This is a genomic window from Hungatella hominis (genome assembly GCF_014288005.1).
Taxonomy (GTDB): domain Bacteria; phylum Bacillota; class Clostridia; order Lachnospirales; family Lachnospiraceae; genus Hungatella; species Hungatella effluvii.
On record NZ_JACOPB010000022.1, the window covers coordinates 12,880 to 37,887 of the forward strand.

The following is a 25,008-nucleotide window of genomic DNA, read 5'->3' on the forward strand; positions in this document are numbered from 1 at the left end:
GAGGAGCTGCCAAATGCATAAGCAGGGTAACAAAAGAAAACGCATAATCCTGATTTTACTCCCGCTGTTTCTGCTCATTTTACTGCTGCTTTATTACACAGCAGGTAATCATAAAGCCCCCATCCGTCCAGTTGTTCTTGACAGCAATCCGGTCGGTATGATCTGGCCGGACAGCGGCAATGGGAATCGAAACACTGCCCAGGCAGCCTTTTCCATTAAAAACCCCTCTTCTAAGTCCCAAAGCGTAACGTTTCAGATTACTTATGAGCTTCTCCTGTCTGAAAAACATTTCACATTTGATATAGAGCACCTGTATGTTGAAGATGAGGAGGGAACTTTTCGCGAACTTCCGGGTACCGTAATGGAGATTCCGGGCAATACCACCCTGTCCGTAAGAATCACGGCAGTGGATCACGAAAGCTCGATGGAGCTGACTACGAGAGGTGCTCCAGAGGTCAGGATCATTTCCCCGAATACAGAGAATTCCGGGGAATTACCAAAGGATTATACCACCGATACGAGAAGCACTGTTTTTCAAGACAGAGATAAGAAGCTGGCCTTCCTCTCCAGATATCTGGAAATGCCCTCTGAGATGATCGATGCAGCCTATCACATTGTTTATCAGGATAATTCCAATGGGAGAGTCCCGGGTCCTTCCGATTACGATATCAGGGCGGCCTTCACAGTGGAGGCGGACGATCTCTCCCTCTGGACAAAGGACATGAAGAAAATTCTGCCGGAGCAGGTTGATCCGGGCTGGTGGGAGGACTTAAAGACCTCCGTTTTTACATGGGACATCCCCTCAGACGCCGAGTATTACAAACGGCCTGGCTCTGAAAGCTATATAGTCATCTGCCCTGACCTTCATCTGATCCTGAAAATAGTTTCGTCGCTGTCTCTTCCCCTTTCGCTTGAAGATTCCGCATCCCGGAAGGAATTCCCCGAAGAGCTCCCCGGTTACGATCAGTTCAAGACGCTGGCTGCGGATGCTCTGGGATACGATCATTCTGCCGTGCCTTACATAAGAACTGCGATGACCGAAAAGGTGTACGCAGCAGACGGAACGGAGCTTACACTTATATGTTACCGTGCCATGTTTTGCAATAGCCCATTATATGGGATTCCTGTCCTTGTCATCATTGGAAATGGCGGCACCTCCTGTACGGTTCTCTGTGACGGTTCCTATGGAGATGAGTGGTATCTGGCGGATATTGACGGAGACGGTCAGGACGAGCTTCTGATGCATCATTTAATCAGTATCACCGGAGGGGCCGGCGCCTATGAGAGCGACATCTATCAGATATCCGACGGCAGTCCGGCCAAAATATTCGGCAGCCCTGAGTGGGATGGCGATAATTATTTCGATACATATTTTACCCTTCATCTGTCGGAAGGATATACCCATACGGTACAAAACGGTTATACAGGTTTTTACACTACTTTCACACGCAAAGGCCCGGAAGGAAATCCCTACTTTGACGCGGACGGGAATCTCACCGACGAGGGCAGGGAGAACAATGAAACGGACTGGCTGAGTGCGGATCCTTATTTCTATCTCTTCACACCTGTGGACGCAGACGGCGACGGTGTCTATGAAATCATGACTGCCCAGTACACGTATCTCTATGGACGCTCCGATGGGCTGGGAGCCGCGTATACCCTTCTCAAATGGGACAGCGGCACGGATCAAATGTATATCATGAAAGCCGGCTTCTGGCCCTATGAGGATCACGAGGAGGACGATCAGGACTATTCTGAGCGATGGGAAGAATATGAAAACACCTGGTATAGTAAGGACGTGCCGGAACCGGGCGATTTACTCGATTCCAGGGCGCTTATCAAAGCAGCCAGCGACCAGATCCGCGCGATAGATTTTCGCGTCAGGCAGTTCCCCATCAACGATTCTCTGTACGACACGGAGACAGATAAAATCTACAGGGAGGCCTTTTATAAGGCTGTGACCAACCAGAAACCGGTGCTTTGCAGGGCGTACCGGTCTCTGGATTACGAAGAAGATACGTATCAGAATATTCTTCGAAGCGATCATCTAAGTGATCAGGAGTTTCTAAGACAGGAGCTGAAACAGGACTCCAGCTACTATTATACGGACTATGACGGCGATGGTCTGCCGGAACTGATCGTTCGGAATATGGGACTCTACGGGTTAAAATACGATCCGGAACAGGACCAGGTCTATCTGTTTCTGTCGGTCTACAGCAGTTATTGCTACTTCATGGGGGCCGGACAAATATTCTGGCACAATCCCTGTCTCGCCAGCAAGGATATGTATAGCTACGAGTCAGAGGACAGGAATGGCAACCGGGTTTTTGCGGGATTTAAGACAGTCTTCCACTGGGATGATGATGTTGGGAGCAGTGAGTCCTACTATATATCTACAATGGACTATTCCGATGTGGAGGTAAGTCAAAAGCTGTGGGAGGAACTATTCAGCCTGCTGCAGGAAGCCCGCAGCGAAACGCCCGAGCCTGAGACTTATGAGGAATTTTTCAAAGATTACTATAAGGAATAGCAGAGGGGGACGAATGATGAGCGTAAAATACTGGTTTATTAAGGCGACGACTGAAGCTCAATTGGCAGCGAAAAGGGAAACGCAGACATGTGTCTTGCCTGCGTTTCCCTCCTGCAAATTCTTTATAGAATTCTTATTACTCTCTTCTATTCTTATTTCTTTTTCTTTCTCGCCTTCCCCTTCCTCGGTGCTTTCTCTTTTTCCGGTTCGATCTCGCGTTCGATATCGTAGTCTTCTTCCTGATCTTCGACGCCCGCCTCCAGTTCCTTAATCTGCTCTAAAAGCTCATGCTGCAGGAGTTCCTCGTCTGACATTTCTTTTTTTTTGCGAGTTTCCGTATTTTTTCGGCCTTTTCCATTTCCAGTCTTTTTTCCGTTACTGTCACCACTCGGCTGGTCAGTCATTTTATGCAGGTCTGCTTTGGAATTATCCTCTTCCCCATACTCCTTTTTTCTTTTTGGCGATTTCTTTGAGCTGCATTCTATGCCGTCTTTACTGGATCTGCCATCTCCATTACAGTTCCCGTCTTCCTCCTCCATTTCGCCTCTTTCATTTACATCAGATTCGAGTTTTCCAACCGTATCACGTTCTCCGTCACTCTCATCTTCACTCTCATCTTCACTCCCATCTTCACTTCCATCTTCCCAACTCCCATCGTCTTCCTCATGTTCCTCATTTTCCGATGCGATCAGGTTCTCCTCGTGAATCTCATCCTCCCTCTCCTTTGCCACTTCCTTCATTTTCTCCGTGGTAATGCTGCCGGAGAGGAACAGGGACATCTTGGCGCAGACCGGCCCTACCATCTCATAGAGGACGGAAGAAGAGAGAATAATGGTCAGAAGCAGTTTCCCCATCTCCTCGGGAAGCAGCCTCTGTCCCAGAAACGCCAGACCGATGGCGACACCGGCCTGAGGGATCAGTGCCAGGCCCATATAATTTCGAATTTCCCTGCTGGTTCCCGTAATCAGGCAGCTGATATACGTTCCCAGATACTTCCCGATAATCCTCACGATAAAGTATGCCAGACCCACCGTGCCCACAGTGGTCAGCGCAGACAGATCCAGATTCATGCCCGACATGATAAAGAATATGGACATGACTGGAGGCGTAAAGTTATTAATCTGCCGGTACAGCTTCTTATCGCTGGTAAGATTGATATACGACGCGCCGAAGATCATGCAGGACAGCAGCGGCGAAATATCGAGTGACGCGCAGATACCAGATATCCCCAGAAGCATGGCAATAGCCAGAATCAGCCTGTTGTCCTTGCTTCTGGCCGGTATCAAAAGCCTGCTCAAGAAGTAACCACAGAAAAATCCCAGTCCCAAAGCCAGGATATTATAGACCACCGGCATCAGGACCGTGGACATGGTCAGCTCTTCATTTCCCGTTCGTCCGGCAATGCCTGCCACAATACTGAACGCCAGCAGGCAGACCACATCATCCAGGGCCACGATCTGTAGCAGCGTATTGACAAATTCTCCCTTTGCCTTATACTGGTTAATTGTCATCATCGTGCTGGCCGGTGCTGTCGCCGTCGCGATTGCGCCCAGAATCAACGCAAAATTCCACTCCATCTTGAAGACGCCCACACAGAACAGCGTTACCAGCACGCCGGCCAGCAGGGCCTCGAAAAGCGTAATGATGATAATCCGGCTTCCCGTCTTTAACAGCACTTCCTTCTTAAAAAACTTTCCGACCCCGAATGCAATAAACGCCAGCGCCAGATCGCTGACAAACCCCATGTGGCCGATAATCTCTACCGGTATTAGATTTAACCCGCATGGCCCGATTAAGATTCCTGCCATAATGTAACCGCTGACCTTTGGCAAATTCAGCGTATTGGTCAGCCGCGTCATAATAAAACCGGCAAACAGGATCACTGACAGAATCAGCAATACCCTGGTGCCTTCACTTACCCCTGCTAAATATCCCTGCATTTTTTTGCCCCCTGTTCCCATTTATAGTAACTGTTCCCCCGTGACCGCCAGCACGCGTATTGCTGCACGGAAACGTCAAAAAGAGCAAGGAAATAAAACGAAATTCATTCGTTTCTATCCCTTACTCTTTCTCTCAAAGGTTTTTATTCTATTCTTTTTTAGACACGCTCTAATCTACTCAGAAACCGTATTCTTGATAGAACCGATCCCATCGATCACACACTCCACCACATCACCGGCCTTTAAAAACTTCGGCGGCGTAAAGCCCATTCCGACTCCGGATGGCGTTCCTGTGGAAATGATGGTACCCGCCTTCAGCGTCATTCCCATGGATAACTCACTTACAATATGATCGATATCAAAAATCATCCGCTCTGTATTGCTCTCCTGCCGCACCTCACCATTTACGAGGGATCGAATCGGGAACTTCGGCGGGTATTCCACGCTGTCCGCGGTCAGAATACACGGTCCCATCGGTGTAAAACCGTCCAGACTCTTTCCAAAATACCACTGCTTGTGGGCGTTCTGCACATTGCGCGCGCTCACATCGTTAATAATTGTGTATCCAAAGATATGGTCCCTGACCTGCTCCTTCGGAACCCGGTAAGCCTCCTTTCCGATGATTACGCCAAGCTCCGCCTCATAATCGAGACTGTCCACGATATCGCTGTGACTGGAAATCTCCCCATCCGGGCCAACCGTCCGGTTTACCCTCTTGGAGAAATAGACCGCTTCCTTCCGCACTCCGTCAAATGCTTCCTTCTTAAATCTGGCAGATTCTTCCGCATGCTCCATGTAGTTAAGCCCAAGACAGATAATATCCTGTTCCGGCGCCTCGATCGGAGCCAGAATCCTCACCTCAGAGCGCATAGCCGCCCCTGTGATGCCGTACGGTTCCAAACCGGATACGTGCTCCAGCAGATCCTTTTCCGACTGGCTGAACCCCTTTACGACTTCCATCATACTCGTATATTCCATGCCGAATGCCCGAAGCGGATATACCCACATCTCATCCTTGCTCATAACCCCGATATCTTTTCTTCTGTCAACTTCATATGTCAGTAACTTCAACGTACTTCCTCCCTTACATGAACCACGGTTTTCCCGTATACGGCGAAACCGCGTCCGCGGCGCATCCGAAGACGGCCGGAAATTTTTTCCCAACTTCTTATACTTTAGCAATCCTTTTCCACAGAGTCAAGTAAGAATCCGAATTTTTGTCATTTCTGTGAAAATTGCCTGCACAAAAAGCCCTGTACTTCCATACCGCGTTTCATATAAAGTCCCTTTCTCATATCAAATAAGGATTTAAAACGGTTAAATCGTCTTAAATCCTTATTTCTTTTATTTTTTAACCGGCAGCTTCCGGTCTCTGCAGTCAGCCTTTATGATCCAGCCAGCTCTTGCAGATCTCCGGGTAGTTCGTAAAGATTCCGCTGCAGCCCCACTCGTAAGTGTTCTCCAGGCTTTCCATGTCGTTGATGGTCCAGACATTTACACCGATTCCATGGTCCCTGCAGTTTCTGACGGTCTCCTCCGTAAGTCCCCTGATCCCCGGGTGGTAACAGGCATAACCGCAGCGGCTGCAGTAATACCCCGCATTTCCTAAACCGGCATGCTCCAGTAAGGCTCCGCGCGGAATATCCGGCGCCAGCTCCTTCATCCGCTCCAGAGACAGGTGGTTGAAGGACGAGAACATGACTCTGTCCTCTAAATGGTACTTCTTAATAATCTCCAGGGTCTTTTCCTCAATATCTTCATAATAGTACACCCCGGTCTTAATCTCCACATTTGTCACAAACCCGTACTGGCTGGCCCATTCACAGTACTCCTCAAAGGAGGGAACCGGGCAGAAGCCGTATCGGCCTCCCTTAATTGTTCCTGCGTCCAGCTTTCTTAACTCCTCAAAGGTATAATCCTTCACCAGGCCCGTTCCATCTGTCGTCCGGTCAACGGCTTCGTCATGGATCACCACCACGGTACCGTCCCTGGTCAGCTGCACATCCAGCTCGATTCCGTCGCATCCGGTCTCTGCCGCCTTCTGAAACGACAGCATGGTGTTCTCCGGATATCTTCCGCTGTAACCTCTGTGTGCGTATACTTTCATGTTGATTCCCCCGGTTTCTTATTTCATGGCTGCCTTGGAGTATCCGGTCAGCATGTATTTCTGGAAAATGAAGAACAGGATGATGACAGGTACAACCGCCATCACCGCGCCGGCCATGATCTCATGGTTGTTCATGGATTCAGCACCGGCAAAGGTATTCTTTAAATAGGCAAGTCCGACTGTAAGCACACGGCGCTTCTCACCCTTGGCGATGATCTTCGGCCAGAAGTAAGCGTTCCAGCCATTGGTGAAGGTCACCAGTGTAACCGTAAATAACGTGGAGCGGCACATGGGAGCCAAAATCTTCGTGATAATCCCCACACGGCCCAGCCCGTCGATTCTGGCCGCCTCGATATAGCTGTCGTCAATTGCCATAAAGGTCTGGCGCAGCATGAAGATGTAATACGGCGACACGGCTTCCGGAAGAATCAGACCTAAGAAGGTATCTGACATTCCCCAGTTTGCCATCATGATATAGATCGGAATAAACGTAACCTGAAGCGGAATCATCAGGGCGCCCAGAACGATGATAAAGCAGAAATTCTGGCCTTTAAATCTGCCCTTGGAAAATCCGTAGCCCGCGAAGATACCGGTCACGACCTGTCCGATCAGGATACCGGCCGTCATGACAGCCGTATTGAAATAGTATCTGGCGAAATTGCCTTTTTTTAATACATTGATATAGTTCTCGAAGTGGAATTCCTTCGGCCATAAGGTCGGTACCGGAAGCAGAATCTCCTCCTGGGATTTCACGGAGGATACCAGCATCCAGTAGATCGGGAACACGATGATAATCAGGACGATGATGGCAAGACCCCACTGGACTGCCGTAATCGTCGCCTTTTTTCTCCTGGCGGTACGGTTAATATCCCGTCCGTCCTTCATTGTATGTTTCTCCATGTTGTCCCCCCTATGAATCGTACGTCACGTTGCCGTTAGATACCTTCATGGTAGCCACCGTCACCACCAGCAGAAGCAGGAAGAAGAAGATCGCCACTGTGGAAGCGCGGTCCATCCGGAAGTCTTCCATCGCATAACGGTAAATGTTATACACGAACACTTCAGTCGAACGGTACGGGCCGCCCTGTGTCAGGATATCTACAGACTGGAACACCTTCATGGAAGAAAGGAAGGTGGTGACAAATAAAAACAGCGTGGTCGGCGACAGCATCGGAATCGTAATCTTAAAGAACCGCTGTATCGCATTGGCCCCATCCAGGGAGGCCGCTTCGTAATAGTCCGTGGAAATACCCATCATGGCAGACAAATACACCATCATTCCATATCCCACGCACCGCCATCCGGTCAGCATCAGGACCGAGAGCAGAGCGGTGTGGCGGTTGCCCAGCCAGTCCACTTTACTGATTCCAACCAGGGATAAGAGGTAGTTTAAGATACCGCCGTCCGTATTTAAAATCCATAAGAACACAACGGCTGCGGAGGACATCGCCACGTATTTCGGCATAAAGACGATGGCTCTCATGGCGGAGAACCCCTTCGTCATACGGTTAAAGATCAGGGCGAAGATCATGCCCCCCACCAGCGTGATGAAGATCTCGCCGGCCGAATAGAGAATCGTGACCTTCAGGGAGTTCCAGAGATACTTGGTTCCGGAACCCCCGAACAGCCATTTCCAGTTCTTAAAGCCTACATAATGCCACGTATCATTTAACATGTTCCAGTCGGTAAAGCTGATCCGGAACAGCTCCGCGATCGGATAGTAGGTAAATACCGCCAGGAAAATCAATACCGGAAGTACACAGGCAAAATCCTTCATTGCGGATACTTTTCTTGGATTGATATGTTTTTTCTCTTTCATATGATACCCCCGCCTGACTGCATCAGGAATCTCCTAATACGTCATCAATTTCCTCGGCCATCTTTTCCATGGATTCCTGCGCGTCTCCGCCCTCCAGCATGAGCTGTGCCATGTCGTTCTTCCAGATATTAGCCATCTGGGACCATGCCTTGTGCTGGATTCTCGGCTGAATCAGGTCCAGATTATCGAAAATACACTGGAATGCCGGCTTCTCCTCTAAGAATGCCTTGCCTTCATCGGTTGTGAGTACGGACTTCCTGGTCGGGATATATCCGGTTCCTCTTGCCCATGTTAAGTTTACTTCCTTGCTGCATAAGTACTGCATAAACTGCCATGCCGCGTTCTTCGTCGCCTGATCGTTCTTGGATGGGATTAACAGCACGCAGCCGCCGATCTCCTGGTTCTTCGTCTCGCCTCCCGGAAGCCATGCCATACCGATCTCGAAATTACACTGGCTCAAATAGTTCGTATACAGGGAGCTTGTATGTACAACGGAAAATGCCTCGCCGTCGATAAAGTGCTGACGCATGATGGAGGACGCGTCATCCGCGGTCCCTGTCCAGTATGTATAGCCCTTATCGCACCATTCTTTAATCTTGGCCGCGATCTCCACCGCCTTCTCATCGCCTAAGTCCGTGGTTACCTGGTCATCATTGATGATCTTCACACCCTGATTTAAGTAGAAGGTCTCGTAATACCACTGATCCCACCCCGGCATAATGGTTCCGTATACCGCCGTCGTTCCGTCCGCATTGACCTTGGAGGTCTTCTCAAGGAACGCATCCATGTCATCCCACTTTTCCGGAATATCAATGCCCAGCTCATCCGCCATATCTTTGTTGTAGTAAACGATCTGCGTAGAGATCAGGAAGGGAAGGGATACCTGCTTGCCGTTGTAGCTGGAAGCCGTTATCATGCCTTCGCCGAAGTCCTTTAAATCATAGCCGCTGGCCTGGATATAGGGTGTTAAGTCCTCAGTCAGACCGCCTGCACCATATTCCGCCACGTAAGGAGTATTGGCAACCGTAATTGCCGGAAGATCGGTCCCCGCCGCATGGGCCGCTACCAGAGCCTCATTTAATTTCTTGTAGCTTCCGATGTACTCAGCTTCCACTGTGATCATATCCTGTGATTTGTTGAAGTCGTCCACGACCTTCTGCACGGTCTCGGAATACTGTTCCTCCAGCGCGTGCCACCACTTGATGGTGATCGGCTCCGTCACCTCATACAGGGACGGATCTACCTCCGCCACGGTCTGTGCCTCTGTCTGCGCGCCTGCTAAAGCCTTGCCGGTGGAACCTCCGCCGCTGCAACCACTCAGTGTTCCTGCCATCATTGCAGCCACCATTAATAATGCGATACCCCTTTTTTTCATGTCTTTTACGACTCCCTTCCGTTGCCCTCTGAGACCCTTCCGCCCAAAGGTTACGACTCCTCCCGGCGAAAAAACAGCAATAAAAAAGAGATTGTGCATGCGCCGAAAGCATATTGCTCATATGCATCCTACACTTGCTCCGATCTCAGTCTCTCTCAAGCAACCCATATTCTTTTCTGATAGAACTATGGTATCATAGATTATTCCATTATGCAAGTAATTATTTATCTATTTTGCATAATTTTTTTATTTTTTCTTTTCACTTTTTATTTTGTTTTCATAAAAATTGACTTTTTTTTAACAATTTTTACCACTTACACTTCGTCATCTTTTATGTATTTATAGAAAATAAAACGATAAAAAAATGATGCCACATAGCTGCCAAGGGCAAACCAGAACATAAAAAGCATGGGGAAGAAATACGTTACAACTGCTGTAATTCCATATATCACAAGGATTGTTACAGAAACGTGAAGATTTCCGACGGACATGACGAAAGAATCCCTTATCACCTTTCTGGTATCGACATGAAAGAAAGCGAGCAGGGGAAACAGATAAATCATTGTTAATAAATAGACAAAAATAGCGCCGATCAACAGGAAAAATGCAAAGAAGCGAACCGGCCCCAGCGGGGCGAGAAACTGGCAGCACCATAAATCAAACACCAGAAATGCCCCCACGAGGACTGCGCCGATCCAGAGAATGGTGGCCTGGCCAAAATTCTTCTTAAAGCCCTCCCGGAAGGTCTTCCAGACGTATCCCTCCTCGTCCGCCGTCAGACGAAGCGTATACTGAAACAGGGCGGTGGTCGCCGCGCCCGCAGTCACCACCGGGATGCTGAAAAGGAACCAGAAGAAACAGAGAACACAGATATCCGTCACCCTCTCCATAAATGCCCAGAACCGGTTCTCCGGATTAAAAAATCTGTTGATATTCCATCTCATATGTCTTCTGATTCCTTTCTGCTTAAGGTCTTTTATGCAATTACTGCCTCCACGTTCTTCGTCGCCACGATGGATACTCCCGTTCCGGCGCAGTCCGCTATCACCACATCACCGATCTTCACAGGGGCCGGAATCGTCACCTTACGTATCTCATCCATGCATTCGAAGATCTTACCCTTCGGTATATCATGTTCCGTCTTAACGGATACCATCTCGATGGTTCCGCCATCCACGTGAACGGAAGAGGTAACGATCCTGGTGGGGCTTAATACTTCCTTCTTTGCGTAATCGGCGCCTCTCACACACGTATTGCCGGAGACCTCCACCTCGCCTCCTTCCAGACGAACCGTCAGTGGACAGCCAAGCGGGCAGCCGATACAGATTAACTCTCTAACCTCCATTTTACTCCACCTCCGTACAAATCACAATATTTTTTAAGTCGGAGCAGCCGGAAAAGCTGTCTTTCTTTAACACGACCTGCTCCATCTCACCTGGCGCGAGGACTTTTTTCTTCTTTTTCGACACGCGCACACCGTCGTAATAGACGCTGATAAAGCGGTCCTTATAGACATCGGCCACACGGAATCTCACCGTAACCTTGTCATTCATATGATCGATATCAATCGCCTGGGGAACCGTGTAACGAACCCCGTTTTCCGCTTTCAGGTGAACGATATGACCCGTCTGCTTTTCACTTCCCGCTCCCACATACGCTGCGGCATTGGAGCCGGCCAGAGTCGCCTCCTCGGAAACGTAATCAACCAGATCATGTACATGAAGCACGTTGCCGCAGGCAAACACGCCGCTGGTATCAGTCTCCAGCTGATCATTGACATTCGGCCCCTGAGTCACCCGGTTCATGGATGCGCCGATGCCCTTGGTAAGCTCATTTTCCGGGATCAGTCCCACGGAGAGAAGAAGGGTATCGCAGCTATAGTATTCCTCTGTCCCCGGAATCGGTTTCCGGTTCTCGTCTACCTTTGCCAGGGTAATTCCGGTTACCCGCTCTTTTCCCTGGATATCAATCACGGTGTGGCTGAGCTTCAGCGGGATGCCGTAGTCGTCGAGACACTGAACGATATTTCTCTTTAAACCGCCGGAATAAGGCATCAGCTCCGCAACGACCTTCACCTTTGCACCTTCCAGCGTCATTCTTCTTGCCATAATGAGTCCGATATCGCCGGAACCCAGAATCACGACCTCACGGCCCACGCTGAAGCCCTCGATGTTCATGAGGCGCTGCGCCGTGCCCGCCGAATAGATTCCCGCCGGACGGTAACCCGGGATGTTTAAGGCGCCGCGCGGACGTTCCCGGCAGCCCATGGCCAGGATGATGGCCTTAGCCTTGATTACATGCAATCCGTCTTCCCGGTTGATGACAGTGATTTCCTTCTCTTTATTGATATCAATGACCATGGTATTTAATTTGTAGGGGATCTTCTCCTCTTTTACCATGTCAATATAGCGTGCCGCATACTCCGGTCCGGTCAGCTCTTCCTTAAACGTGTGAAGTCCGAATCCGTTGTGGATACACTGGTTTAAGATACCTCCCAGGCAGCTGTCCCTCTCCAGAATCAGGATATCTTCCGCTCCTGCCCGTTTTGCGGCAACCGCTGCCGCCAGCCCGGCCGGGCCGCCTCCGATGATTACGATATCATGTTGTGTCATATCATTCTCCCCCTTATTTCTGACCGGTCAGCATATTGGATCCGGGCGCATTTTTGCAGACTTCTTCCATTGTAATTCCAAGCTCTCGGGACAGGATCTCCATGGTCCTCGGCGTACAAAAGCCGGCCTGGCATCTTCCCATGCCCTGTCTGACCCTGCGCTTCACGCCGTCCAGCGACACCGCTCCCAGCGTTCTTCTTATGGAATCAATGATCTCACCTTCACTGACCCCTTCACAGCGGCAGATGATCGTGCCGTATTCCGGTCTCTGACGGATCAGCTCCGCCCTCTCTTCCACGCTCATCTTCTCCGGACGGACAATGCCCCTGCGCTCCCGCTTCCAGTCCTTCTTCTGAACGGCTCCCGCCTTGCCGGCTACAAGCTCTGCCAGATAGACGCCGATGGCCGGTGCACTGGTAAGACCCGGAGATTCGATGCCTGCCGCGTCGAAGAACCCCGGTGCATCCTCCGCTTCACCGATAATAAAATCATCGCCATCCTCATGGGCCCGGAGACCGGAGAAAGATGTAATGACCTGACGGAACGGAACGTTCTTTACGCCGATGGAAGACTTCTCTATGACAAATGCCAGCTCTTCCGCCGTTGTGGCGCTGCCTTCCTTATCCTCGATATCCACAGCGGTCGGTCCGGTAAGCAGGTTGCCATGAACCGTCGGTGATACCAGAACGCCCTTTCCCAATTTACCCGGAAGCTGGAAAATGGTATGGCTCACATGGCCGCCCGCTTCTTTGTCCAGCAGGCAGTAGTCGCCCTTACGCGGGGTAATATGTATCTTATTTCCGCTGACCATGTTGTGGAAGCGGTCCGCGTAAACGCCTGCGGCATTGATAATATATTTCGTCGTTATGGCTCCCTTTCCTGTCTCCAGGATGTAGCCTTCTCCGTCTTTCTTAATCTCATTTACTTCAGTCAGAAATTTGAATTCCACTCCGTTGTCCGCTGCGTTTTCGGCCAGCGCGATGGTAAGGCCAAAGGGGCAGACAATTCCTCCGGTCGGTGCGTAGAGTGCCGCCACCACGGTATCTGTCACGTTAGGTTCCATCTTTCTGACTTCATCGCCGGAGATAATCTCCAGTCCCTGGACCCCATTGCGTTTTCCCTTTTCCAGGAGCTCTTTAAGCGCCGGGAGATCGTCGTTTGAGAAGCAGAGAACGAGAGAACCATTTCTCACGTAGTCAAAATCCAGTTCCTTCGAGAGCGGTTCCATCATCTGGCTTCCCTGTACATTGAATTTCGCCTTTAAGGAGCCTGGCGTGGCATCATGCCCGGCGTGAGCGATGGCGCTGTTGGCTTTCGACGTTCCCGAGCACACATCCTCTTCCTTTTCCAGTACACAGACCGACAGCTCGTAGCGGGACAGTTCCCTGGCTACCGCGCATCCGGTTACCCCGCCGCCAATGATGACCGCATCGTAATTCAAACTTTCCATTTTCATTCCTCCTGATTGATCCTCTCGTTCCTGTGAAACGAAGCGTTTTGCGGAGTAAGAACCTTTTCCTTCTACGCAAAAAGAGTAAGGGAAACAAACGGATTACCTCCGTCTATCTACCTTACTCTGTCGTCTCAAGGTTTCATATTTAGTTTCATGCTATCACACCCGGTGACCGGTGTCAAGTACAAATGCTTCTTACTTTACTCTTCCTCTGCCCAGCACAGCGCACACTTGATCGCCCGCTTCCAGCCCTTTACGAGGCGGCGGCGCTGTTCCTCCTCCATGCCGCTCTCAAACGCCCTGGACACCTTCCAGTTCTTTCTGATCTCTTCCTTGTCCTTCCAGTAACCCACGGCAAGACCCGCCAGATAGGCAGCTCCCAGCGCGGTGGTCTCGATACAGTCCGGACGGATAATGGCGGTATTTAAAAGGTCTGCCTGGAACTGCATCAGGAAGTTATTGGCGCAGGCGCCGCCGTCTACCCGAAGCTGTCTTAAGCAGATACCGGAATCCTGCTGCATGGCCTCGATTAAGTCGTACACCTGGTATGCCATGGATTCCACGGTGGCACGGATAAACTGCTCCTTGCTGGTACCGCGGGTCACCCCTACGATGGTCCCCCTGGCATACTGGTCCCAATAGGGCGCTCCCAGACCGGCAAAAGCAGGCACCACATAGACGCCGCCCGTATCGGCTACCGCAGTACAGTATTCCTCCGTCTGCGGCGCGCTTCTCACCATACGCATCTCGTCTCTCAGCCACTGTACCGCGGCTCCCGCCACGAAGACACTGCCCTCCAGCGCGTAACGCACCTCGTTCCCGTCGCTGGCCGCAATGGTGGTAAGAAGGCCATTCTGTGAGTGGACTGCTTTTTCCCCTGTATTCATAAGCAGGAAGCATCCGGTTCCATATGTATTCTTCACTTCGCCCTCGTCAAAACAGCACTGGCCGAACAGCGCCGCCTGCTGATCTCCGGCCGCTCCGGCGATCGGAATCTTTCCGCCCATCACATCGGAGGATGTATAGCCATAAACGCAGCTGGAAGGCTTCACATCCGGAAGCATGCACCTGGGAATTCCGAAATACTCCAGAATCTCGTCATCCCAGCATCTCCTGTGAATGTCAAACAGCATGGTTCTCGATGCGTTCGTATAATCGGTCACATGGATACAGCCCTTGGTCAGGTTCCAGATCAGCCACGTATCCACGGTTCCAAACAGCAGCTCTCCCCGCTCTGCCCGTTCCCTGGCGCCTTCCACGTGATCTAAGATCCATTCGATCTTGCTTCCCGAAAAATAGGCATCCGGAATCAGGCCGGTCTTCTCCCGAATCCGGTTCGCAAGCTCGTCTTTTTTCAATTCTTCAATGCGGTCCGCCGTCCTGCGGCACTGCCACACGATGGCGTTGTAAACCGGTTCTCCGGTCTCCTTATCCCATACGATGGTCGTCTCACGCTGATTCGTGATGCCGATGGCTGCAATGTCGCTGTAATGCGCCCCTATTTTCCCCATCGCCTCCATGGTTACGGACAACTGGGATGACCAGATCTCCATCGGATTATGCTCCACCCAGCCCGGCTGCGGAAAGATCTGTGTAAACTCCTTCTGCGCCACGCTGCAGATCGTTCCCTGCTCATCAAACAGGATACATCTGGAGCTTGTCGTCCCCTGGTCCAATGCAATGACATACTTCCCCATGTTTCTTCTCCCTTCTGGTAACGCGCCCCCGCACACTCTGCGCACAGGTTGCTGTAATAATAAATGGCAGCCGTCACGGCCGTTTCTGAGATGACCGCCCGGTCCCCCGTATAACGGACAGCCATATCCCCGCGGCTTTTCCCGTTTAAGGAGCATGCAGCACCCAAACAGCGTGCAGCACCTGATAAACAAGGAAAGAGCCGGCAAAACAACGGGGTTTACGGCCCCGTGTGTTTAACCTGCTCTGTCATCTCTAAGGTTTCTATATAAACTATGATTATAGTACCACCGGGTTAGGGCTTATGTCAAGAAAAACCTTCATTCAGCGGAAAGTGACACGCCACACTATGGCCGCTGCCCATATCTCTTAATACCGGAACCTCTTCCCGGCACCGGTTTGTCGCATAGGGACAGCGGGTGTGGAACTTACAACCGGAAGGCGGATTATAGGCGCTGGGAACGTCTCCCTCCAATATAATGCGGTTGCGCTTTCTGTTGGCGTCCGGAATGGGTATGGCGGAGAGCAGCGCCCTGGTATAGGGATGGAGCGGCGCTCCGTATAAATCCTGCTTGTCAGCGATCTCAACCACACTTCCCAGATACATAACCGCCACACGGTCGCTGACGTGGCGAACCACGCTCAAATCGTGGGATATAAATAAATAGGTGAGATTCCTCTTCTGCTGCATCTTTTTCATCAGGTTCAGCACCTGCGCCCGCACAGACACGTCGAGGGCCGATACCGCCTCGTCGCAGACCACGAACTCCGGATTCAGGATCAGAGCCCTGGCTATGCCGATTCTCTGACGCTGGCCTCCTGAGAATTCATGAGGAAAACGGTTCAAATACTGTTTGTCCAGTCCCACATCGTTTAAGATGGATATGACCATCTCCTTCCTCTCTGCGGCGCTTCCGATCCCGTAGACCTCCAGAGGGGCGCTGACCAGATCATACACCGTCATTCGCGGATTCAGCGAGCTGTAGGGATCCTGGAAGATGATCTGCATCCGCTTGCGCATCTCCCACATCTGCTTCTTGTCATAGGCGGCAATGTCTTCCCCGTTGTAAATCACCTGACCGGAGGTCATGGGAATCAGCTTCAAAATCGTTCTGCCGAGAGTGGATTTTCCGCAGCCGGATTCACCGACCAGGCCCAGCGTCTCGCCTTTGTGAATCGTCAGGTTGATATCGTCGACCGCCTTTACCACCGGGGGATTCAAGTTAAACAGCCCCTTTTTCCCGCTAAAATATTTTCTCAAATCTTTCGTTTCCAGTAAAACCTGATTCTCACTTCTCATAGTTATCACCCTCATATCTAAAGCAGCTCACCTTCGCACCGCCTGCCTCATAGATTCCCGGCTGTTCCTTCACACACCGCTCATCCGCATAAGGGCATCTTGGGCTGAAACGGCAGCCGACCGGCATCTGTCCTGGCCCGGGCACCGTTCCCTCTATGGTGTTCAGTTCCTCCACATCCTCTTCCAAAGGCGGTATGGAGCTTAAAAGCCCCTTTGTATACGGATGCTTAGGTGTATTGAATATCTCTTTCACCGATCCGTATTCCACAACCTTGCCCGCGTAAAGAACCAGGATATTATCCGCTGTCTCAGCCACTACGCCCATGTCATGGGTGATGAGAATGACCGCCGTATCCATCTTCTGCCTTAAATCCAGCATGAGCTCCAGAATCTGAGCCTGAATCGTCACGTCAAGCGCCGTGGTCGGCTCGTCCGCGATCAGAAGCTTGGGCGCACAGGACACGGCCATGGCGATCATGACCCTCTGGCGCATACCGCCGGAGAGCTGGTGAGGATACTCCTTCAGCCGCTTTTCCGGCGCCGAGATTCCTACTTTTTTCAGAACCTCGACCGCCTCCTTTCTGGCGTCCTTCTTGTTGAAGCCCTGGTGAATCACCAGAGGCTCGATCAGCTGGTCGCCGATGGTCAGAGTCGGATTGAGCGCCGTCATCGGGTCCTGGAAAATCATGGCAATCTCATTGCCCCGGATCTTACACATATCATCTTCAGACAGGGAGAGCAGTTCCCTGCCTTCCAGCTTAACACTTCCCTGGGATATCCGGGCGTTCGTTCCTAAAAGCCGCAGGATCGACAAACTGGTTACGCTCTTACCGCAGCCCGATTCTCCCACGATTCCCAGTATCTCGCCTTTTCCAACCGAAAAGCTGATGCCGTCAACCGCTGTATTAATTCCTTTTTTTGTATTAAACTGGACTGATAAATTGTCCACCGTAAGCAATGAATCCATAAATTTTCCCTCTTAACTTTTATTCTGCGGTTTTTTTACTGTATATCCCAGTTCCAGGCCGACCAGTTCAGGGAATCGAAATTCTCTGCGTTGATGCCTGTGATTCTCTTGTTATGAACAGTTAATGTATTCTTTGTATACAGATAAGCCATAGCGGAACGCTCTTTAACCATCACCTGATACTCATCGAAGTATGGTTTTCTGGCTTCGAAGGTCAGCTCTGCATTGCCCTTGTCAATCAAGTCAGTCATCTCGGTATCTCTTAACTGGCAGAAGTTGACGGAACTTTCCGGATGAATCATCTCACGGCTCTCGCTCGGGTCTAAGGTACCGCCGGAACCAATGGTTCCCATATCGTGCTTGCCGTCTAACATGTTGCTCATAAGGGTCGGGAAGTCCACCTGTTCAATCTGAACCTTAACTCCAACCTTCTGTAAATCCTGTACGATCAGGGCCGCTGTACGCTCGGTAATACTATTGCCTGCCGCAATATAGAAAGTCAGCGTCTGATCAAAGGGGAACTTCGCTTCTTCCAGCATGGTCTTTGCCTTGTCAGGATCGTACCATACAGTCACATCCTTGTTGTAATACGGACTCATCGGCGCAATCGGAGTTACAATCTGCTCGCCCTGGCCCTGTAACAGAGCGTCCACAAGAACCTGTCGGTTAATCGCCATACTCAGGGCCTGGCGTACTTCCTGTGTCAGATACGGCTTCTGGGTATTAAAGATCAACGTGGTATAGGAGGTCGTCGGTATGGACTCCGCAACCAGGTTTTCCTGTTCATTGGCCAGATCCCAGTCATCGATCAAAATGGAGCCATAGCCAATTAAATCTAAGTCTCCATTGATCAGACCTGCCAGCATGGATGCAGAATCCGTCACACGGATTACGAGGCGGTCAATCTTAGGTGCACCTAAGTGGTAGTTTGGATTCTTTACAAATTCCATTCTTTCCCCGTTGATCTCGCTGTCATAGATAAATGGACCGGAGCCTACAGGCTTTGCCCATAAATCAGGGGAGTTAATCTCCTGTGCGGTCTTGCCTTCAAAAATATGCTTCGGAATAATGAATACCGTATCAATGTCCTGAAGGAATGTATCCACGAACATGGAACTCTTTAAATTAAAGGTCACTTCATGATCACCATTGGCGGTTACTTCAATGGAATCCTCGGAAAGCTCCGCACCGGAATCGTCAACACCGGCAATATACTGCAGGTGGTAACGGCTCTTGGCATCCACGCTGGGATCGGAATACATCTGATAGCTGAAGACTACATCCGCCGCTGTAACAGGTTCTCCATCCGACCACACGGCATTATCATATAATTCAAAGGTTACTGCGCTGGAATCATCATTCACCGTCCAGGATTTTGCCAGACGTCCCTCATACGTTCCATCTGCCCTGGACTGTGTCAGACGGTCATAGATCTGGTCACAGATCATACGGGTATAATTGCTGGTAGTGTTCATGGGCATCATGGTATCCCATGCGGTGCTGACCGCAGCCGTGATCACCTTCTCACCCGCTGCCGCACCTGTTGACCCCTGTGCTGCGGTGGTTTCTCCCGCCGCCTGAGTGGTTCCGGAATTTCCTGCTGCCGTTGTACCGTTGTCAGCACTCTTGCCGCCGCAGGCGCTCAGCCCCAATACCATGGCCCCCGCCATGACGATGGCTGTCAATCTTGTTATTTTACTCTTACTCTTTCTCATAGAGTCCTCCTTTTATGTGTAGATATAACATTATTACCTTTTTTAAATTTTGATCTTCGGATCCAGAGCATCCCGGATTCCGTCTCCCAGGAAATTGATGCTGAGTACCGTAATAAGCAGCGCAATTCCCGGCGGCATCCAGATCCAGAGCCGTTTGGAAAGAACCGTAATCGACTGGGCGTCATAAAGCATATTGCCCCAGCTGGCTCCCGGCGGCTGTACGCCCATTCCAAGGAAGCTTAAAGATGATTCCATTAAGATCGCGCTGGCCATCTGAAAGGTGATGGCGATCAGAATCGGAGCAAAGGAGTTCGGCAAAATGTACTTCGTAATAATCTTATAATTGGAAGTACCGATCGCCCTCGCAGACTCCACATATTCCTTTTCCGAGACGGAAAGCACATTGGCATAGATCAGCCTGGCAAACTGGGTCCAGCCCAGCACGCCGATTACGATGGTAACCGACCAGATGGACGGTCCGATCACCGCCACCAGCACCAGGATCAAGACAATTGATGGGAAGGACATGAAGATATCTGCCACACGCATAATGGCGATCTCCGCCTTGCCCCTGAAGTAACCTGCGATCAGTCCCAGCGGGACGCCGATGGCGCAGCTGATAATGGTGGACAATAAGCCTACCAGAAGGGAGGTTCTGCCTCCGTAAACCAGTCTGGCAAAGATATCGCGCCCGATGGCATCCGTGCCGAGAATATGGAGACCGCTCGGCGCCGCGGAAAATGCCGTATAATCCGAATCGTAAGGATTTAAATGCATGATAAACGGAAGCACCACCACAAGAATAATCTCCAGAGTGATGACAAAAAGTCCAACCATGGCCATCTTGTGCTCCGTCAGTTTGCTAAGTACCTCGGAAAGGTAGCTTTCATTCTCTCTTTTTTTCATTCGTCTACCCTCCTATTTATAGCTGATACGCGGATCTAAAAGCCCGTAGGCCACATCGGTTAAGATATTGGCGATCAGAACCGCCGCCGCAATCATGACGGTGATTCCCATAATAACCGGATAATCCCGGCCATTAATGGCGGTAACCATCAAAGACCCGACACCTGGCCATCCGAATACCTGCTCCGTAATTACGGCGCCGCCGACCAGCGATGGGATGGACATACCCACCACCGTGATTACCGGAATCAATGCATTTTTCAATCCATGTTTGTAGATAACGCCCCATTTTTTCAGACCCTTAGATCGAGCGGTCCTGATATAGTCCTCCTGCATGACCTCCAGCATACTGCTGCGCATGTGGCGGACCCACCCGCCGATCTGCTGGAAGGACAACACAAGACAGGGCATGATCATATGGCGCATCAGTGCCGCTCCTGATTTCACTCCCGCCGAATCGTACATTCCTCCTGAGGGAAGAATCTTGAATACGATGGCAAACAGATAGATAAACACCAGACCCACAAAGAAGTTCGGAGTCGCCATCATTAAGAGCGAAATACCGCCCGAAACGTAATCTCTCTTTGAATTCGGTTTGGATGCCGCGTAAATTCCCAGGGGAATCGCTACAATCAGAGACAGCAGAATCGATGCTCCTGCCAGACATGCCGTAGCCGGAAGACGCTCTCCGATCATGGCTGCCACCGGTCTCTGGGTGCTGTAGGAGAAGCCCAAGTCCCCATGAAGCAGCAGATTCAGCCAGCTGAAATACTGGATGACCACAGGCTTGTCAAGCCCGAGGGCGATCCGTTTTCGTTCCAGTTCCGCAGGAGATATCTTGGGATCCGCAAGAAGTGCGTCCAGAGGTGATCCGGGGGCCAGATTCAGAATAAAATAGGCCAGCACCGTAATCCCTAAAAAAGTAGGTATGGCAATCAGAAGCCGTTTTGCTATGTATTTCCACTTCATCTTCTCTTGTCCTTTCGTAATCCTGTCACGAAATCTTCATTTTACCGGGACCACCGCGCATAACGGCCCCTTCTCCTCCCCCGGACTGTCCGTTCCTGAAGGTTGAATAACCACGTTACAGAATAAAACTATAATAGTATTATCGTATCGCATTTTGTGTTTTTTCTCAAGTAGTTTCTAATATTTACAGTTATCTCCCGAAAAAGGGTGATATGAGCATTTCTGGCATTGGAAACCAGCGGATTTTGGTACTACTTTGCCGCAGAAAGGCGTTCCGAAACCAATTTCCGGAACGCCTGTTATTTTTTAAAGCACAGCCGCTTAATAAGTATACATCAGATTCCCGACTTTACCGCATACTCTCCCGCACCGTCTTAAACGCCTGGATCACCAGTGTCGGCACCACCGCAAATATAACAATGGTGAGCAGCTGTCTCACCGATAGATCAGCTACGGAGAACAGGGTCTGAAGCCCAGGCACAAACAGAACCGCGGCCAGAAGCACCACCCCCGCCTCAAACGCCATGATACTGTATAAATTGCTCATCAGGCCAATCTTAAAGATGGAGTGAGAGCTGCGGCAGTTGAAGCCATGGAACAGTCTCGCCAGGGTCAGGGTGGAAAACGCCATGGTACTGGCCGCCGCCTCGCTGCCCGTGGCCAGGCCGGTATGATAGGCGGTCATCGTGCAGACTGCTATGAGCGCCCCCTGGAGGAGAATCTGAAGGATGAACCGTTTCGTCAGAATTCCTTCCTTCGGATTTCTCGGTTTTTTCGTCAGAAGCCCCGGTTCCGCTTTCTCCATACCGATGGCAATGGCCGGAAGGGAATCCGTCACCAGATTGATAAACAGGAGGTGCACCGGCGCAAATGGTGTCGGCAGCGCCATCAGGGATGTATACAAGACGCTTAAAATCCCCGCCATGTTGCCGGACAGCAGGAATTTGATTGCATTTCGGATATTGCGGTATACATTTCGGCCGTTGGCTACGGCCTTGATAATAGTAGCAAAATTATCATCCGTCAGGATCATGGAAGCCGCGTCTTTTGAGACCTCCGTTCCCATCTTTCCCATGGCCACGCCGATATCGGCCTTCTTAAGAGCGGGTGCGTCATTGACGCCGTCTCCCGTCATGGCCACAATATGGCCCTTTCGCTGCCATGCGCTGACGATTCTGATCTTATGCTCCGGGGATACCCGGGCGTACACGTTGATCCGTTCCAGATTCCGGTCCAGCTCCTCATCCGCCATGTCGTCCAGCTCAGGACCGCTCACGGCGATTCCGCCTTCGTTTAATATTCCGATCTTCTCCGCAATGGCCGCCGCCGTGATCTTATGATCCCCCGTAATCATGACCGGCCTGATTCCGGCACGTCTGGCATTTAAGACTGCATTTTTCGATTCCGGTCTAGGCGGGTCCATCATCGCTGTCATTCCTAAAAATATGTATCCGGATTCCGACTTCTCCGTCAGAATCTCCTTTTCTCCCATTTTTTTGTATACAAAGGTGAGAACACGCAGCCCCTGCCGCGAAAAATCGAGATTTTGCGCAGTAATCCGCTGGCGGTCATTTTCCCGCATCACGCGGACGCCTTCTCCTGTCAGGATCGATTCACAGCGGGGAAGCAGAATATCCAGGGCTCCCTTGGTAAACATCACCCGCACGCCGTCAATGCGGTGCACGGTAGTCATCAGCTTCCGGTCAGAGTCAAACGGAAGTTCTCCGATTCTCGGCATGGAATGCCTCAGCTCTGTTTCCTGGATTCCGAGTTTCCGCCCCATAACGACGAGGGCCGCTTCCGTTGGATCACCCAGCATTTTCCCGTCCGCGCAGGAAGCATCATTCGTCAGGACCGCATCATAAAGCAGATACCGCTGAACCAGATTTTCCAGGCTGAGATTTTCTGGCGGATAGAGGCGGTTGTTTACATAAACTTCCTCCACCGTCATTCTGTTCTGTGTCAGGGTTCCCGTCTTGTCGGAGCAGATAACCGAGACGCATCCCAGGCTCTCCACGGCCTTTAAGTCCTTGATAATCGCGTGTTCCTTCGCCATTTTCTGCGTTCCCATGGCCTGCACGATGGTGACAATGGAGCTGAGCGCCTCCGGTATGGCCGCCACCGCCAGCGCCACCGCAAACATCAGCGAATCCAGCACCGGCATCTTCCGGTAAATGCTGAGTCCGAATACAAGAGCGCAGATGATCAGGATTCCCGCCGCCAGATGGCTGCCGAACTGATCCAGACTGATCTGAAGCGGCGTCTTTTTCTCCCCTGTGCTGTTCATCAGCGCGGCGATTCTTCCGATCTCTGTGTTCATGCCGGTGCCGGTAACCAGAACGGTGCCGCGCCCCGCTGCCACCAGAGAGCCGGAAAATACCATATTGTGCTGTTCTGCCAGCGCTACCTTTTCAGTCCTGATCTTTCCTGTCTTCTTTTCCACATTGATGGATTCTCCCGTCAGGGAACTCTCGTTCACTAACAGGGAATACGTCTCCAGGAGACGCCCGTCTGCCGCCACCATATCCCCGGCCTCCAACAGGAGAATATCTCCCGGCACCACGTCGGAGGACAGAATCTCCTGCCTCCGGCCGTCACGAAGGACCCCCGCCATGGGCGCGGAGAGGGATTTTAAACTGTCTAAAGACTTTTCTGCTTTCTGGTGTTCTACGGTGCCCAGAACCGCATTTAAAAGGAGCACCGCGAATATGACTGCGGTGCTCTCCACATCTCCCGATATCATGGAGATGACTGCCGCTATGATTAAAATGATGACCAGAAGATCCTTAAACTGGTCCAGAAATACCTGGAGGGCACTCCGTTTTTCCCCCGCCCGAAGGGCATTCGGCCCAAATTCCTCCTTCCGCACTGCTGCTTCCCGGGAAGAAAGCCCGGATCTCGCCGCCTCTAAGCGCCCCAGTGCTTCTTCTTCTGATAAATGAAACCATTCTTCCATGCTGACGCTCCTTCCCCATCTCTCCTACTATGGTATGAGTTAAAAATTGCTTTTCATGCATGAAATTTGTTAAAAGCGGACAGCTGCCCTTCCATTTCCCGTTTCCATCCGTTATACTGATACAGGCAAGTATTTATGAACTGCTGAAAGGAGACGTTTTATGGATAAAATAACGAGCTTTACCATCAATCATTTAAAACTTCTTCCGGGCATCTATGTCTCGAGGAAAGATACCGTCGGCGGCCATACCGTCACGACCTTTGATTTACGTATGACCCAGCCGAATTATGAGCCGGTTATCAATACCGCTGAAATTCATACCATAGAACATTTGGGCGCAACATTTTTAAGGAATCACGCGGAGTACAGCTCCCGTGTCCTCTATTTCGGCCCCATGGGCTGCCGCACCGGTTTCTACCTGCTCCTGTCCGGGGATTATGAGTCAAAGGACATCGTCCCGCTCATGACAGAGCTTTTCGAGTTCATCCGCGATTTTGAAGGCGAGGTCCCCGGGGCCGCTGCCAGAGACTGCGGAAACTACCTCGATATGAATCTGGGGATGGCGAAGTATATCGCGGGTAAATACCTGGATCAGGTTTTATATGGCATTGATGAGAAGCATCTTGTGTATCCGGAAGACTAAAAAAGTCAGAAAGAAGAGCAG

Annotated in this window: 18 protein-coding genes and 1 pseudogene; 2 read left to right on the top strand and 17 right to left on the bottom strand. The window is 50.9% G+C overall.

Annotated features, from left to right (window positions below; genetic code table 11):
* Nucleotides 1-13 precede the first annotated feature (13 nt).
* Nucleotides 14-2,530: a PSP family protein gene (locus tag H8S75_RS28080; RefSeq protein WP_243270499.1), complete on the top strand. Its 2,517-nt coding sequence runs from the start codon at nt 14-16 to the stop codon at nt 2,528-2,530.
* A 745-nt stretch (nt 2,531-3,275) separates the two neighbouring features.
* Here H8S75_RS28080 and H8S75_RS28085 read toward each other — a convergent pair.
* The 17 genes and pseudogenes from H8S75_RS28085 to H8S75_RS28165 all read right to left on the bottom strand — a co-directional run.
* Nucleotides 3,276-4,470: pseudogene (locus H8S75_RS28085) on the bottom strand (cation:proton antiporter); the annotation flags it as partial.
* Nucleotides 4,471-4,644: 174 nt separating this feature from the next.
* Nucleotides 4,645-5,541 carry a fumarylacetoacetate hydrolase family protein gene (locus tag H8S75_RS28090; protein ID WP_187024344.1) on the bottom strand — a complete coding sequence of 299 codons (897 nt, stop codon included), beginning with the start codon at nt 5,539-5,541 and terminating at the stop codon, nt 4,645-4,647.
* Between the two features lie 307 nt (nt 5,542-5,848).
* Nucleotides 5,849-6,577 (bottom strand): glycerophosphodiester phosphodiesterase, encoded by a 729-nt coding sequence (locus tag H8S75_RS28095; protein ID WP_187024345.1) that lies wholly within the window; start codon nt 6,575-6,577, stop codon nt 5,849-5,851.
* Between the two features lie 18 nt (nt 6,578-6,595).
* Nucleotides 6,596-7,477, bottom strand: a complete 882-nt coding sequence (locus tag H8S75_RS28100; protein ID WP_187024346.1) for a carbohydrate ABC transporter permease — start codon at nt 7,475-7,477, stop codon at nt 6,596-6,598.
* Nucleotides 7,478-7,487: 10 nt separating this feature from the next.
* Nucleotides 7,488-8,396, bottom strand: coding sequence for a carbohydrate ABC transporter permease (locus H8S75_RS28105; RefSeq protein WP_002605240.1), 909 nt, complete (start codon nt 8,394-8,396; stop codon nt 7,488-7,490).
* A gap of 22 nt (nt 8,397-8,418) precedes the next feature.
* Nucleotides 8,419-9,771 (bottom strand): ABC transporter substrate-binding protein, encoded by a 1,353-nt coding sequence (locus H8S75_RS28110; protein ID WP_187024347.1) that lies wholly within the window; start codon nt 9,769-9,771, stop codon nt 8,419-8,421.
* Between the two features lie 314 nt (nt 9,772-10,085).
* Nucleotides 10,086-10,715 (bottom strand): YesL family protein, encoded by a 630-nt coding sequence (locus H8S75_RS28115; protein ID WP_187024348.1) that lies wholly within the window; start codon nt 10,713-10,715, stop codon nt 10,086-10,088.
* Nucleotides 10,716-10,747: 32 nt separating this feature from the next.
* Complete coding sequence (locus H8S75_RS28120; RefSeq protein ID WP_055660154.1) at nt 10,748-11,116, bottom strand: DUF1667 domain-containing protein; 369 nt, start codon at nt 11,114-11,116, stop codon at nt 10,748-10,750.
* A 1-nt stretch (nt 11,117) separates the two neighbouring features.
* Complete coding sequence (locus H8S75_RS28125) at nt 11,118-12,383, bottom strand: NAD(P)/FAD-dependent oxidoreductase (RefSeq protein ID WP_187024349.1); 1,266 nt, start codon at nt 12,381-12,383, stop codon at nt 11,118-11,120.
* Between the two features lie 13 nt (nt 12,384-12,396).
* Nucleotides 12,397-13,833: an NAD(P)/FAD-dependent oxidoreductase gene (locus tag H8S75_RS28130; RefSeq protein WP_187024350.1), complete on the bottom strand. Its 1,437-nt coding sequence runs from the start codon at nt 13,831-13,833 to the stop codon at nt 12,397-12,399.
* A 203-nt stretch (nt 13,834-14,036) separates the two neighbouring features.
* Complete coding sequence (gene glpK, locus H8S75_RS28135) at nt 14,037-15,533, bottom strand: glycerol kinase GlpK (protein WP_187024351.1); 1,497 nt, start codon at nt 15,531-15,533, stop codon at nt 14,037-14,039.
* A 305-nt stretch (nt 15,534-15,838) separates the two neighbouring features.
* Complete coding sequence (locus tag H8S75_RS28140) at nt 15,839-16,831, bottom strand: ABC transporter ATP-binding protein (protein ID WP_187024352.1); 993 nt, start codon at nt 16,829-16,831, stop codon at nt 15,839-15,841.
* A complete protein-coding gene (locus tag H8S75_RS28145) occupies nt 16,821-17,798 on the bottom strand; it encodes an ABC transporter ATP-binding protein (protein ID WP_187024353.1) in 978 nt (325 codons plus the stop codon). The genes H8S75_RS28140 and H8S75_RS28145 overlap by 11 nt, the downstream gene beginning before the upstream one ends.
* 35 nt (nt 17,799-17,833) lie before the next feature.
* On the bottom strand, nt 17,834-19,513 hold the full coding sequence (locus tag H8S75_RS28150) for an ABC transporter substrate-binding protein (RefSeq protein WP_187024354.1): 1,680 nt from the start codon (nt 19,511-19,513) through the stop codon (nt 17,834-17,836).
* Nucleotides 19,514-19,555: 42 nt separating this feature from the next.
* The gene (locus tag H8S75_RS28155; RefSeq protein ID WP_055660142.1) at nt 19,556-20,419 is read right to left on the bottom strand and encodes an ABC transporter permease; all 864 of its coding nucleotides are present in this window, start codon (nt 20,417-20,419) and stop codon (nt 19,556-19,558) included.
* Between the two features lie 12 nt (nt 20,420-20,431).
* A complete protein-coding gene (locus H8S75_RS28160) occupies nt 20,432-21,388 on the bottom strand; it encodes an ABC transporter permease (protein ID WP_002605251.1) in 957 nt (318 codons plus the stop codon).
* A gap of 349 nt (nt 21,389-21,737) precedes the next feature.
* On the bottom strand, nt 21,738-24,344 hold the full coding sequence (locus tag H8S75_RS28165) for a cation-translocating P-type ATPase (RefSeq protein WP_187024355.1): 2,607 nt from the start codon (nt 24,342-24,344) through the stop codon (nt 21,738-21,740).
* Nucleotides 24,345-24,504: 160 nt separating this feature from the next.
* Here H8S75_RS28165 and H8S75_RS28170 point away from each other — a divergent pair, with 160 nt between their 5' ends.
* Nucleotides 24,505-24,987, top strand: a complete 483-nt coding sequence (locus tag H8S75_RS28170; protein ID WP_187024356.1) for an S-ribosylhomocysteine lyase — start codon at nt 24,505-24,507, stop codon at nt 24,985-24,987.
* Nucleotides 24,988-25,008: the final 21 nt, after the last annotated feature.

Excerpts from the sequence above, each read along its gene's own strand:
- H8S75_RS28160 (WP_002605251.1), bottom strand. The coding sequence starts at position 21,388 with ATGAAGTGGAAATACATAGCAAAACGGCTTCTGATTGCCATACCTACT.
- H8S75_RS28100 (WP_187024346.1), bottom strand. The coding sequence starts at position 7,477 with ATGGAGAAACATACAATGAAGGACGGACGGGATATTAACCGTACCGCC.
- H8S75_RS28120 (WP_055660154.1), bottom strand. The coding sequence starts at position 11,116 with ATGGAGGTTAGAGAGTTAATCTGTATCGGCTGCCCGCTTGGCTGTCCA.
- H8S75_RS28140 (WP_187024352.1), bottom strand. The coding sequence starts at position 16,831 with ATGAGAAGTGAGAATCAGGTTTTACTGGAAACGAAAGATTTGAGAAAA.
- H8S75_RS28130 (WP_187024350.1), bottom strand. The coding sequence starts at position 13,833 with ATGGAAAGTTTGAATTACGATGCGGTCATCATTGGCGGCGGGGTAACC.
- H8S75_RS28165 (WP_187024355.1), bottom strand. The coding sequence starts at position 24,344 with ATGGAAGAATGGTTTCATTTATCAGAAGAAGAAGCACTGGGGCGCTTA.
- H8S75_RS28110 (WP_187024347.1), bottom strand. The coding sequence starts at position 9,771 with ATGAAAAAAAGGGGTATCGCATTATTAATGGTGGCTGCAATGATGGCA.
- H8S75_RS28080 (WP_243270499.1), top strand. The coding sequence starts at position 14 with ATGCATAAGCAGGGTAACAAAAGAAAACGCATAATCCTGATTTTACTC.
- glpK (WP_187024351.1), bottom strand. The coding sequence starts at position 15,533 with ATGGGGAAGTATGTCATTGCATTGGACCAGGGGACGACAAGCTCCAGA.
- H8S75_RS28115 (WP_187024348.1), bottom strand. The coding sequence starts at position 10,715 with ATGAGATGGAATATCAACAGATTTTTTAATCCGGAGAACCGGTTCTGG.
- H8S75_RS28105 (WP_002605240.1), bottom strand. The coding sequence starts at position 8,396 with ATGAAAGAGAAAAAACATATCAATCCAAGAAAAGTATCCGCAATGAAG.
- H8S75_RS28095 (WP_187024345.1), bottom strand. The coding sequence starts at position 6,577 with ATGAAAGTATACGCACACAGAGGTTACAGCGGAAGATATCCGGAGAAC.
- H8S75_RS28155 (WP_055660142.1), bottom strand. The coding sequence starts at position 20,419 with ATGAAAAAAAGAGAGAATGAAAGCTACCTTTCCGAGGTACTTAGCAAA.
- H8S75_RS28125 (WP_187024349.1), bottom strand. The coding sequence starts at position 12,383 with ATGACACAACATGATATCGTAATCATCGGAGGCGGCCCGGCCGGGCTG.
- H8S75_RS28170 (WP_187024356.1), top strand. The coding sequence starts at position 24,505 with ATGGATAAAATAACGAGCTTTACCATCAATCATTTAAAACTTCTTCCG.
- H8S75_RS28145 (WP_187024353.1), bottom strand. The coding sequence starts at position 17,798 with ATGGATTCATTGCTTACGGTGGACAATTTATCAGTCCAGTTTAATACA.
- H8S75_RS28150 (WP_187024354.1), bottom strand. The coding sequence starts at position 19,513 with ATGAGAAAGAGTAAGAGTAAAATAACAAGATTGACAGCCATCGTCATG.